Source organism: Roseovarius confluentis (genome assembly GCF_002917925.1).
Taxonomy (GTDB): domain Bacteria; phylum Pseudomonadota; class Alphaproteobacteria; order Rhodobacterales; family Rhodobacteraceae; genus Roseovarius; species Roseovarius confluentis.
Window position 1 is genome coordinate 20,297 of the sequence record NZ_PPFE01000001.1, and the last position, 12,584, is coordinate 32,880.

General features: G+C 64.2%; 9 protein-coding genes. 2 read left to right on the forward strand and 7 right to left on the reverse strand.

Annotation, left to right across the window (positions count from 1 at the left end):
* The first annotated feature begins 36 nt into the window (after positions 1–36).
* Together C2I35_RS00120 and C2I35_RS00125 are read left to right on the forward strand one after the other, a co-directional pair.
* Entirely contained in the window at positions 37–1,374 is a 1,338-nt protein-coding gene (locus C2I35_RS00120) for a histidine kinase (RefSeq protein WP_103761020.1), read from the forward strand.
* On the forward strand, positions 1,371–2,027 hold the full coding sequence (locus tag C2I35_RS00125) for a response regulator transcription factor (RefSeq protein ID WP_103761021.1): 657 nt from the start codon (positions 1,371–1,373) through the stop codon (positions 2,025–2,027). The genes C2I35_RS00120 and C2I35_RS00125 overlap by 4 nt, the downstream gene beginning before the upstream one ends.
* Before the next feature lie 293 nt (positions 2,028–2,320).
* Here the strand turns inward: C2I35_RS00125 and C2I35_RS00130 are convergent, their stop codons facing one another.
* The 7 genes from C2I35_RS00130 to C2I35_RS00160 form a co-directional block, all read right to left on the reverse strand.
* Positions 2,321–3,313, reverse strand: a complete 993-nt coding sequence (locus C2I35_RS00130; protein ID WP_170067080.1) for an adenosine kinase — start codon at positions 3,311–3,313, stop codon at positions 2,321–2,323.
* A gap of 10 nt (positions 3,314–3,323) precedes the next feature.
* Positions 3,324–4,739: an adenosylhomocysteinase gene (ahcY, locus tag C2I35_RS00135; protein WP_103761023.1), complete on the reverse strand. Its 1,416-nt coding sequence runs from the start codon at positions 4,737–4,739 to the stop codon at positions 3,324–3,326.
* Between the two features lie 34 nt (positions 4,740–4,773).
* Complete coding sequence (gene metK / locus C2I35_RS00140; RefSeq protein WP_103761828.1) at positions 4,774–5,964, reverse strand: methionine adenosyltransferase; 1,191 nt, start codon at positions 5,962–5,964, stop codon at positions 4,774–4,776.
* A 66-nt stretch (positions 5,965–6,030) separates the two neighbouring features.
* Complete coding sequence (gene metH, locus C2I35_RS00145) at positions 6,031–8,697, reverse strand: methionine synthase (protein ID WP_103761024.1); 2,667 nt, start codon at positions 8,695–8,697, stop codon at positions 6,031–6,033.
* On the reverse strand, positions 8,694–9,767 hold the full coding sequence (locus tag C2I35_RS22710; RefSeq protein WP_103761025.1) for a homocysteine S-methyltransferase family protein: 1,074 nt from the start codon (positions 9,765–9,767) through the stop codon (positions 8,694–8,696). Before C2I35_RS22710 ends, metH begins: the two co-directional genes overlap by 4 nt.
* A gap of 15 nt (positions 9,768–9,782) precedes the next feature.
* A complete protein-coding gene (gene metF, locus C2I35_RS00155; protein ID WP_103761026.1) occupies positions 9,783–10,655 on the reverse strand; it encodes a methylenetetrahydrofolate reductase [NAD(P)H] in 873 nt (290 codons plus the stop codon).
* 70 nt (positions 10,656–10,725) lie between these two features.
* A complete protein-coding gene (locus C2I35_RS00160) occupies positions 10,726–12,417 on the reverse strand; it encodes a glycine/sarcosine N-methyltransferase (RefSeq protein ID WP_103761027.1) in 1,692 nt (563 codons plus the stop codon).
* Positions 12,418–12,584 lie beyond the last annotated feature (167 nt).

Sequence of the window (12,584 nt, forward strand, 5' to 3'; positions counted from 1 at the left end):
GATCCTTGGTGGCAGCGCGCTTAGGGAGGGAATGACATGAGCCTTCGGTTTCGACTGGTCTTGACGCTGTGGCTGGTCACGGCGTTGGCAGGCGCCATGACGCTTGGGTTGGCGGCCGGGGATGCCTATCGGTCCGCCCGGAGCGACACCCAGACCACGCTGACGCGCGCCAGCTATGTGCTGGAGCGAAACTATCACATGGAGCCGCGCGTGGGTGATCCACTTTATGCAGAGATGACGTCTATCAAGCTTCTGGGGGTGATGGCACCGGGCACGTGCATCCTGTACGAACAGCGACTGATCTCGGAACGGCGTCTTTGTGCCGGCTGGCAAGTCTTCGGCCAGATCGCGCCGGGATGGTTTCGCGACCTTTCCGAACGGGTGTTCGAACCGCCTGCCTCGGTCACCCGGTCAGGGTCCGCGTCGCAAAGTGGCGCGTTCCACGTTCAGGCGTCCTTCGATCCGGTGGCCGCAGCGACGCTGGCGTGGCAGCGGACAAGTCTGGCCCTGTGGCAGACGTTGGCGATGGCGGCCGGCGTATTGGTCCTGGGCTCCATCGCAATAGTCTGGAGGCTCGGACCGGTCCGCGGTATCGTGTCCGGGCTTGACCGGCTCGCCTGCGGCGATCTTGATGCGCGGGTCGAGCCGGGCGGCGCACAGGAGTTCTGCCAGATTGCCCGGGCCGTCAATCACTTGGCGGAGCGGCTGCGCGCCAGCGCCGCGCAGAGCCATGCGCTTACGCGAAAGCTGATAGAGGTCGAGGACGTGGAGCGGCGTCAGTTGGCGCGGGACCTGCATGACGAGTTCGGTCAGACCCTCACCGCGACGGCCGCACTCGCGGCGTCCATGAGCTGTGCCGCCCCGCAGGACCGCCCGGACATCGATCGCGATGCAAAGACCATCGGGGCCAATATCCGCAACATGATGGATTGCCTGCGCGGCGCGTTCGCCCGTCTGCGTCCGCCGGATCTGGAGGACGTCGGCCTTGCTGCCAGCTTGCGCACCATGCTGGACGGCTGGGCGACCCAGCGCGGTACCCGGCTGACGCTGGACTATGACCTGGACGAAAAGGGGATGTCGAATGCAGTGGCACTGGACCTCTACCGGATCGTACAGGAATGTGTCACCAACGCGATGCGGCATGGCGCGCCGGCCCGTGTTCGCGTGGCGCTGCGGCAGGCCGGCGACAGTATATCCTTGAGCGTAGAGGATGATGGCGGCGGCACGCTGGTCCGGGGGCAAAGTGGGCATGGTGTTCTGGGTATCAGCGAGCGCACGTCCGCGATGGGCGGCGAACTGCAGATGCGGGAAACCGATCTTGGCGTTCGGGTCGACGTGACCGTACCTGCCGCTATTGCGAGAAACGCGGCATGACCGAGCGCCTTGTGATGATCGTCGACGACCACCCGGTCGTGAGAGAAGGCTATCGCCGGCTGATCGACCTGCAACCGGGGCTGCGGATCGTGGCCGAGGCGGAGGACGCGCGCAGCGCCTACAGCCGCTACCGCGAGACATCGCCAGACGTTGTGGTGATGGATGTGACCTTGCCCGGTGCCAGCGGCATAGAAGCGATCCGCCACATTCGGCAATACGACGAGGCCGCAAGGATCGTTGTGTTCACGATGCATCAAGGCGCGGCCTTTGCGTTGAAAGCGGTCGAAGCCGGTGCGGCCGGCTATGTCACGAAGAGCAGCGATCCGGCAAACCTCATCGAGGCAATCTTCGGAGTGCTGGAGGGGCGCACGGTGATCTCACCCGACGTGATAGAGGGTATCGCGCAAGACCGGATCTCGGGCGCCGGCAGCGGACTGGATGAGCTGAGCACGCGCCAGACTGAAATCCTGCGCCTGCTGGCAAGCGGCTGGCCGGCTGAAAAAATCGCTGACGCTCTATCTATCAGCCTCAAGACGGTGCGGAACAATCATTACCAGATCAAGAGCGTGCTTGGCCTGGAAACAGACGCTCAGATGGTCTGGTTCGCGCTCAAGACCGGACTTGTGGAGAGGGCGCGGGCGGACCAGGTCTAGGCTCAAATTGGTGTTTGCGAGCAAAAGGCTTGAATGCGTTGTCCTCGCCCCGGCTTTTTCATGAAAAACCCATAGCTGCGCGGTCACGTCTCGCCCGACGCAAGGGGGCATGCCTAGCAGGAAACCTTTGCAGAACGCACAGGACGCACTTGTGGCGCGCGGCAAGGGCCGTGCGTGGTATCGGCCAGCCCATTCGTCTGGCCGATACCGCGAGTTGCTTCGTCAATGCTGGCCGGTGGAACCATGAGCGTTCGTGGCACCCAAGACCGGCAAACCGCTGCTTGCTGTTGTAGTCAGGCCGCCGGCAAGGCGATCGCCTTGGCTGCGTCACCGTCCCGCGCACCGTAGTGGACCAGCACCCGGGCCGCGTTTTCCGCACCGAGCTTGCCAGCTTCTTGTACCGGCAAGCCGCGGGCCAGTGCCGCCAGGAAACCGCTCGCGTAGGCATCCCCCGCGCCGGTGCTGTCGACGACTTCCGGCACGTCGACAGCCGGGATGTGGTGGCGCCCCTCGGCATCGGCGACAATGGAGCCCTTGTCGTGCTCGGTCACTGCCGCGACCGAAACCCGCGTCATTGCCCAGCCAAGGGCGGCGTCCGCGCCTTCGCGTCCCGCAAGCGCGGCCACCTCGGCCTCGTTGCCGACAAGGATGTCGACATGACGCGAGACGAAGTTGCGCATGACGTCTATGTTGCGCTCGACGCAGCCGGCATCCGAAGGTGTCAGCGCCACCTTCGCCCCGGCGGCCTGCGCCGCTTCGGCCAGGCGTTCGATCACCGCCGCGCCATGCGGGGCGTCCCATATGTAGCCTTCGATAAACAGGATATCGAACTCTTCGGGAAGGGCCGCGAGCGCCTCCGGAGGCATCAACGTGGTCGCCGCCCCCAGGTAGGTGCTCATGGTGCGCTCGCCGTCCGGCGTGACCAGCACGACGCAGCGGCCGGTCCCATGATCGCCGTTCTGTGCGACGGCAACCGGTGCGGCCAGCCCCATGCCCGACATTTCCTCGCAGAAAGCGTCGCCGAGATCATCGTTGGCCACCTTGCCCAGGTAGGTTCCCCGGACAGGCGTGTCGGCCAGGTGAGCGATGGAGTTGGCCACCGATCCGCCGGACTGGCGGATACCGGGGCCGACATCCTCGAACAGGGCGTGGGCCGCGTCGGCATCCACCAGGTGCATGCCTCCCGGGGTCAGCCCGTGCCGCGTGACGACATCGGGCTCGACCGCGGCGACGACATCGACCAGCGCGTTGCCCAAACCCACGATATGCGGAGTTCGTTCGGTCATGTCTGGCTCCTCAATACCGGTAATGCTCGGGCTTGTACGGGCCATCCGGCGAGACACCGATATAATCCGCCTGGTCTTTCGCCAGTTCCGTCAGCTTCACGCCGATGCGGTCCAGGTGCAGGCGCGCGACCTTTTCGTCCAGGTGCTTGGGCAGGATATAGACCTCGTTCTGGTATTCGCCGCCGTTCTTCCACAGCTCGATCTGCGCCAGAACCTGGTTGGTAAAGCTGGCTGACATCACGAAGGATGGGTGGCCGGTGGCGTTGCCGAGGTTCAGCAAGCGCCCTTCGCTGAGCAGGATGATGCGGTTGCCCGAGGGCATCTCGATCATGTCGACCTGTTCCTTGATGTTGGTCCACTTGTGGTTCTTCAGGCTGGCGACCTGAATCTCGTTGTCGAAGTGACCGATATTGCCGACGATCGCCATGTCCTTCATCTCGCGCATGTGCTCGATGCGGATCACGTCCTTGTTGCCGGTCGTGGTGACGAAGATGTCGGCGGTATTCACCACGTCTTCCAGGGTCGTCACCTCGAAGCCATCCATGGCCGCTTGAAGCGCGCAGATCGGATCGACTTCCGTGACCAACACCCGGGCGCCTGCACCCTTGAGCGAGGCGGCCGAGCCTTTGCCGACGTCGCCATAGCCCATGACCACGGCGACCTTGCCGGCCATCATCGTGTCGGTGGCGCGGCGGATACCGTCGACAAGGCTTTCCTTGCAGCCGTACTTGTTGTCGAACTTGGACTTGGTGACACTGTCATTCACGTTGATCGCGGGGAACGGCAGCTGACCTTCCTGCATCATCTTGTAAAGGCGATGCACGCCGGTCGTTGTCTCCTCGCTGACGCCCTTGATCATCTCGCGCTGCTTGGTGAACCAGCCGGGGCTTTCGGCCATGCGCTTCTTGATCTGGGCGAACAGGCACTCTTCCTCTTCGGAGGTCGGCGTCTCGATCAGCTCGGTTTCACCGGCCTCGACCCGCGCGCCGATCAGGATATAGAGCGTGGCGTCGCCACCATCGTCCAGGATCATGTTGGCGCCGCCGTCCTCGAACTGGAAGATGCGGTCGCAATAATCCCAGTATTCTTCCAGCGTCTCGCCCTTGACCGCGAAGACCGGCGTGCCGCCCTCGGCGATCACGGCTGCGGCGTGGTCCTGGGTGGAAAAGATGTTGCACGAGGCCCAGCGGACCTCCGCGCCCAGCGCCACCAGCGTTTCGATCAGGCAGGCGGTCTGGATCGTCATGTGCAACGACCCCGCGATGCGCGCGCCCTTGAGCGGCTTTTCAGACCCGTATTCCTCGCGCAGGGCCATAAGGCCCGGCATCTCGGTCTCGGCGATGTCCAGCTCCTTGCGGCCGAAACCGGCAAGAGCGATGTCACGGATCGCGCTGTCCGCGGGACTGACTCTCTCTGGCTTGTTCATGTCGCGTCTCCTTTTTTCGTTCTGATGTTTCGGATCATTCTGCTGCGGCGGATACGCCGAAGGTGCGGGCCAGTTCGCTGGCCAGATCCGTGCGTTCCCAGCTGAAGCCGCCGTCATCGTCCGGCACGCGCCCGAAATGGCCATAGGCAGCGGTGCGTGCATACACCGGCTTCAGAAGGCCCAGATGCTCGCGGATGCCGCGCGGGGTCAGTCGGACCATCTCGCGCAGGGTGCTGGCCAACTTGGTCTCGTCGACCCGGCCCGTGCCCAGCGTGTCGACATAGAGGGCGACCGGCTCGGGCACGCCGATGGCATAGGCCAGCTGGATCTGGCACTTGTCGGCCAGCCCGGCGGCGACCACGTTCTTGGCCATGTAGCGCGAGATATAGGCCGCCGAGCGGTCCACCTTGGTCGGGTCCTTGCCAGAAAACGCGCCGCCGCCATGCGGGGCCGCGCCGCCATAGGTGTCGACGATGATCTTTCGGCCGGTGAGGCCCGCATCACCGTCCGGGCCGCCGATGACGAAATTGCCGGTCGGGTTGACGATGATCTTGTCCTGCGACGGCAGGCTCCAGCCCTCGGTCTTGAAGCAATCGGTGATGTAGGGCTCGACCAGCGCGCGCACGTCGTCCTGGCTCAGTCCTTCGGCATGTTGGGTCGAGACGACCACGGTGTCGAGGCCGACCGGTTTGCCGTTCTGGTATTTCAACGTCACTTGGCTTTTGGCATCCGGCCCGAAATTCGGCTGCTTGCCGGATTTCCGGTCCTCGGCCATCGTGCGCAGGATCTTGTGGGCGAACTGGATCGGCGCCGGCATCAGCTCCTCGGTCTCGTTGCAGGCATAGCCGAACATGATGCCCTGGTCGCCGGCACCTTCCTCGCCTTTTTCGCCCTCGTCGACGCCCATCGCGATATCGGCCGATTGGGCGTGCAGGCGGCAGACGATCTCTGCATCCTTCCAGGAAAAGCCATGCTGTTCGTAACCGATGTCGCGGATTGCATCTCGGGCGATCTGCTCGACCTCCTTCAGCACGCTTTCCGGGCCGCGCACTTCGCCGGCGATGGTGACGTGATCGGTGGTGGCCAGCGTCTCGCAGGCCACGCGCGATTGCGGATCTGCGGCGAGGTAGGCATCCAGTACCGCGTCCGAAATCCGGTCGCAGACCTTATCGGGGTGCCCCTCGGACACCGATTCACTGGTGAATAGCCATGACTTGTCGCTCATAATCGTTCCTTTCTCCACTGTCGTGGGGTTGGGTCGCTTTTGGCAAAAATTGGATTTTTGCAGGGGTCAGGCGATCTTTCGATCGGCCGATGACTTGTCGGGCGTGTAGGACAGGCTGGGTTGCAGCCACGCCTCCACCTCGGCAATCTTCATGCTCTTGCGCTCGGCGTAGTCGGCCACCTGGTCGGGGCCGATGCGGCCAATGCCGAAATAGGCCGAGTCAGGGTGGGCGAAATAGAGCCCCGAAACCGCCGAGGCGGGCCACATCGCGCAGCTTTCGGTCAAGGTGACGCCGGTATGCTCGGGCGCATCCAGAAGGTCGAACAGCGTGCGCTTCTCGGTGTGGTCCGGGTTGGCCGGATAGCCCGGGGCAGGGCGGATGCCGCGATATTGCTCGCGGATCAGAGCCTCGTTATCCAGCGTTTCATCGGCGGCATAGCCCCACAGGCTCCGCCGCACGCGGGCGTGCAATGCCTCGGCAAAGGCTTCGGCGATCCGGTCGCCCAGCGCCTGCACCATGATGGCGTCGTAATCGTTGCCTTCGGCCTTCAGCCGGTCGGCGATGTCGTGCACCTCGCGCCCGGCGGTCACGGTAAAGCCGCCCACCCAGTCCTCGGTGCCCTCGGGCGCCACGAAGTCGGCAAGGCACATCTGCGGCCGGCCGTTCGATTTGCTGCGCTGCTGGCGCAGCTGCGGCATGCGGGCGCGCACGGTCTTGCGGTCCTCGTCCGCCCATACGACGATATCGTCGCCCTGCGCATTTGCTGGCCAGAGGCCAACCACGCCGCGCGGACTGAACCAGTCTTCGGTCTCGATCCGGTCCAGCATCTTCTGCGCGTTGTCGTACAGTTCGCGCGCGGCGGGCCCCTTGTCGGGATCGTCGAAGATGTTCGGGAACTTGCCTTTCATCTCCCAGGTGTTGAAGAACGGCGTCCAGTCGATGAACTCCCGCAGCTTGGCGATGTTCATGTCGTCGATGACCGTCAGGCCCGGCGTCTGCGGGGCAGGTGGCGTGTAGCTCTCCCAGCCGCCGTCGAATCTGGATTTACGCGCCTCGGCCAGCGCAGCGGTCGGCCGGTCGCCGGCGCCTTTCATCCCGTCGCGCAGCTTGTCCTGCTCGGAGACGACATCGGCCAGAAAGTCCGGCCGCGCTGTCTTGGACAGCAGTCTCGAGACCACGCCGACGGCTTTGGACGCGTCATCGACATGGATCACGCCATACTCATACTCCGGCGCGATCTTCAGCGCGGTATGCTTTTTCGAGGTGGTCGCCCCGCCGATCAGCAGCGGGAGGTCGAACTCCTGCCGTTTCATCTCGGCGGCCACGTCGACCATCCGGTCAAGCGACGGGGTGATCAGACCGGACAGCCCGATGATATCGGCCTTTTCCTTCTTCGCCGCCGCGAGAATATCCTCGGCCGGCACCATCACGCCAAGATCGACCACGTCGTAGTTGTTGCACTGCAGCACGACGCCGACGATGTTCTTGCCGATATCGTGCACGTCGCCCTTGACCGTCGCCATGATCACCTTGCCCTTGGCCGAGGTGTCGCCCGACAGGCGTTTTTCCTCTTCCATGAAGGGCAGCAGGTGCGCCACGGCGGCCTTCATCACGCGGGCGGATTTCACCACCTGCGGCAGGAACATCTTGCCCGCCCCGAAGAGGTCGCCCACCACGTTCATGCCGTCCATCAGCGGCCCCTCGATCACATCGAGCGGCTTTTCGGCGCGCTGGCGGCATTCCTCGGTATCGTCGACGACATAGTCGGTGATGCCGTGGACCAACGCGTGTTCCAGCCGTTTCTCGACCGGCAGTTCGCGCCACTTGGGGTCTTCCTTTTTGGAGGCTTCACCGGTGCCCTTGTACTTGTCGGCAATCTCCAGCAGGCGCTCGGTGGCATCGTCGCGGCGGTTCAGAAGCACGTCCTCGACATGCTCTCGCAGCTCTTCGGGGATGTCGTCATAGACCGTGATCTGCCCGGCATTGACGATCGCCATGTCCAGCCCCAGCGGGATCGCGTGGTAGAGGAACGCCGAGTGCATCGCCTCGCGCACCGCGTTGTTGCCGCGAAAGCTGAAGGACACGTTCGACAGGCCGCCCGAGACATGCACGTCCGGCATCGCCTCCTTGATCAGGCGGGTCGCCTCGAAAAAGGCGTTGGCATAGTCGTTATGCTCTTCGATCCCCGTCGCCACGGCAAAGATGTTGGGGTCGAAGATGATGTCCCACGGCTCGAACCCGGCTTTCTCGACCAGCAGATCGTAGGACCGCTTGCAGATGTCGAACTTGTGCTTCGCGGTTTCAGCCTGACCGTTCTCGTCGAACGCCATTACGACCACGGCGGCACCATAGCGCCGCACGGTGCGGGCCTGTTCCAGGAACGCCTCCTCGCCCTCCTTGAGCGAGATCGAATTGACCACGGCGCGGCCCTGCACGCATTTCAGCCCGGCCTCGATCACCTCGAACTTGGAACTGTCGATCATCACCGGCACGCGGCTGATGTCCGGCTCCGACGCGATCAGGTTCAGGAAGGTCTTCATCGCCTGCTCTGAATCGAGCAACCCTTCGTCCATGTTCACGTCGATGATCTGCGCGCCGTTCTCGACCTGCTGCCGGGCCACGTCGAGCGCGGTGGCATAGTCGTCGTCCATGATCAGGTTCTTGAATTTGGCCGAGCCGGTGACGTTGGTCCGCTCGCCGATATTGATGAAACTGGCAACTCCGGTGCTCATGCTGCGCCCTCCTTAACGTTCGCGCCTTGTGTCTCGAACATCTCCAGGCCGCTCAGCCGCATGCGCTTGACCTTCTGCGGGATCTTGCGCGGGGCCTTGCCCGCGACCGCCTCCGCGATGGCGCGGATATGCTCGGGCGTGGTGCCGCAACAGCCGCCCACGATGTTGACCAGCCCCGACGACGCCCACTCTTCAAGATGCTCGGCGGTTTCCTCGGGCGTTTCGTCATAGCCGCCCATCTCGTTGGGCAGGCCGGCGTTGGGATAGGCGCTGACCCGTGTATCGGCCACCTCGGACAGGGTGCGCACGTGCTGGCGCATCTCGCCCGCGCCCAGCGCGCAGTTCAGCCCGATGGAATAGGGCCGCGCGTGGCTCATCGACACCCAGAACGCCTCGGGCGTCTGGCCGGTCAGGGTGCGCCCCGAACGGTCGGTGATGGTGCCCGAGATCATCAGCGGCGGAATGGTCAGGCCCTCGTCCGACAGGCTGTCGATGGCGAAAAGCGCGGCCTTGGCGTTCAGCGTGTCAAAGATCGTCTCGATAAGCAGCAGGTCGGCGCCCGCCTCGATCAGCGCGCGCGCCGCCTCGCCATAGGCGCGGGCCAGGTCGTCGAACGTCACCGCCCGGAAGCCGGGGTCGTTCACGTCCGGGCTGATGCTGGCCGTCTGGTTGGTCGGGCCGATGCCTCCCGCAACCCAGCGCGGCCGGTCTGGCGTGGCGACCGCGTCTGCGGCCTCCCGCGCAAGGCGGACGGCTTCGGTGTTCATCTCGACCACCAGGTCGGTCATGTCGTAATCGGCCTGGCTGATCGCGTTCGCGCCGAAGGTGTTGGTGCACAGGATGTCGGCGCCCGCATGCAGGAAATCCTCGTGGATTTTGCGAATCATGTCGGGCTGGGTCAGGGTCAACAGCTCGTTGTTGCCGCCCACATCACTGGGATGATCCTTGAACCGCGCACCGCGATAGGCGGCCTCGTCGGGCTTTTCCTGTTGGATCATCGTGCCCATCGCCCCGTCCAGCACCAGGATGCGGTCGGCGTTGGCGGCGGCTATGTCGTTGGTATTGGTCATGCGTTCTTCAATCCTTCAAGCGGCGTTCTCGGCCACAATACTTGGTGTCAGCCCCAATGTCCTGCAGACAGCCAGCGTGACTTTCGGCTGGTTGAGCGTATAGAAGTGAAAGTCGGTGATCCCGGCTTCCATCAGGCGGCGGCATTGCTCGGCGGCAACGCCCGTCGCCACCATCGCGCGGGTTTCAGGGGCTTCGTCCAGCCCGTCGAACATCTGGCCCATCCAGTCGGGCACCGAGGCGCCACAGCCTGCGGAAAACCGCTTCAGCCCCTCGAAATTGGCAACCGGCATGATCCCGGCAACGATCGGCGCGTCGATGCCCGCGGCCCGCGCGCGATCGACGAACCGCAGCACGGTGTCGGTGTCGAAAGCATATTGCGTGATCGCTCGCGCCGCGCCGTTATCGATCTTGCGCTTGAGGTGGTCCATGTCGGCAGCGGCATCGCGGGCCTCGGGGTGCACCTCTGGGTAGGCGGCGACCGAAATGTCGAACTCGCCTTTGCGGCGCAGTGCCGCCACCAGTTCCGCGGCATCGTTATAGCCATCCTCGGGCAGGCTTTGGCCCTCCGGCAGGTCCCCGCGCAGCGCGACGATACTGTGCATGCCGGTCTCCCAGAACGCCTCGGCCTGGGCGTCGATCTCGGCCCGGCTGGCGCCGACGCAGGTGAAGTGGTGCGCCACCGGCAGCCCCGTGCGGTTACCCACCATCTCGACGATGCGCGCGGTGCGGTCCCTCGTGGTGCCTCCGGCGCCGTAGGTGACCGAAAAATACTCCGGGTCGGCCGCACTCAGTTGCGCCACGGTATCGCGCAGTCGGGTCACACCGGCCTCCGACTTGGGCGGAAAAAGCTCGAATGAAATCGACGGCGTGTCGGACGTACCTGTCATGTGCGTGTCTCCATCTCGGTGGTCGGGAGCGAAAGGGCGGGGGCGCGCCACGGCGCCCCCGTCGTGGACTTCAGTGTTTTACGGGCTTGCGGAAATGCTGGATGCCCCAGGCGAGGTGGCCGTCATCTGCGGCCTTCACCCAGTTCTGCAGGCCAACCGCCATCTTGTCGAGATACTCGGCCGAGCAGCCCTTTTCGCGCAATTCGTCGTAATGCGCCAGAAGCTCTTCGCGGACCCGGGCATAGTGCGCCCGCAGATCTCCGACCGCATCCTCCTGCTGTACGGTCTCGAAGCCGAGCCCCTCGGCTGTCTGGCGGTAGAACCCCGGCGACCCGAGGCTGTTGAGTTGCAGCCGGTCATAGACGGGTTGCAACACGCCCTGGGGCACGTCATCCGCCTGCATCGGGTCGGTGAATATCAGGTGCCCGCCCGGCTTCAGCACGCGGAACGCCTCGGCCAGGATCTGGTCGCGCTGGTCGGAATGCAGGAAGGCGTCCTGGCTCCAAACCACGTCGACGCTCTCGTCGGCCTCTGGCACGTCCTCGAATACGCCGTGGCGAATGCTGATCTTGTCGGCCAGCCGCGCGGCGCGAACCTTGCCAAGGTTATACTCGTTCTGCGTCTCGGAGATGTTAAGGCAGACAGCCTCGCAGCCGGTCTTCTTCACGACGGTGCGCATCGCGCCGCCATAGCCCGCACCAAGGTCCAGAACCCGGGATCCGGCTTTCAGGTCGGGCAGCGCCTCGATCATGCTTTCGATCGTCAGGTCGCTGGCTTCGCGGATGTTCTTGGTGGTCGCGTAGCGCCCGATATGGAGGTCCTCGCCCCCCCAGATGGTGGAGTAGAACGTATCGGCATCGTCGCTGTCATAGTAGGTTTCCGCGACATCGCGGATATCCGCGTTTCCATCGGCGCCGTTACCGCCCCAGCGGGCCACGTGCTCGGCCGATTTCTCGGCGACGTGGATGAAAAAGTCGGGCTCCTCCTCGGCATACGTATCCTGGAAATCGCCATAGGTGCGCACGCGCTCGAACCCGGCCTCGCGGAACAGGCGGCGCATGTAATCCTTGCGGATCGGGGCCATGTTCAGCGTGTAGGACGACCCGTCGGGGAAGCTGTAGCGCATCCGGCAAAGCCCGTCGTCGATATGGTCCGGCTCGGCGGTGACATCGTCGCCGCAATAATAGAACTTGTGCTTGCTCGAAAAGCCGTGGTCGAGCATGGCATCATAGTTCCGCTGGTCGAGGATCAGCACGCCGTCATGCGTGAGCGCGGCGTAGAACTCGGCCAGGGCGCGGCGGCGGTCCTGCTCTTCGTGAAGGTGGGTGAAAGAGTTGCCCAGGCAGATGATCGCATCGTACTTGCCGTGAATATCCCGGTTCAGCCAGCGCCAGTCCGCCTGGGCCGTCTTCAGGATCAGGCCGCGGCTCTGGCCGTTCTCGAACGCCTTGGCGACCATGGCCGCGTTGCCGTCGGCAGCGGTGACGTCGAAACCCGCTTCGGTCAGGCGCACCGAGTGAAAGCCGGTCCCGCAGGCCACGTCCAGCACGCGTTCCTTGCCGCGCGCCTTCAGGATGTCGATGAAGAACTGACCCTCGCTCTGGGCGCGACCGTCCCAGTCGATCAACTCGTCCCATTTGTCGACGAAGCTGGTGACGTATTCCTTGCGATAATGTCCCGTCTCGCGGTCTGCCAGCGGATCCTTGCTGTAGGTCTGCTTGGTCATCGTCAGTTCGGCGTTGCCGGCGACATCGCTGGTCATGTCTCTCTCCGTTATCTGGTGACGGCAGCCCGCACTTGGCCGCAACCGGGCTTCCGGATTCCGCGGTGCGGAACACAGAGGCGGTACCGTCAGGGTTGTCGTTGTTCAGTCCGCACGTCGTTGCGTGGGCAGATCCCTGTGATCACTGGCGGTCGGATCGGTTTGGA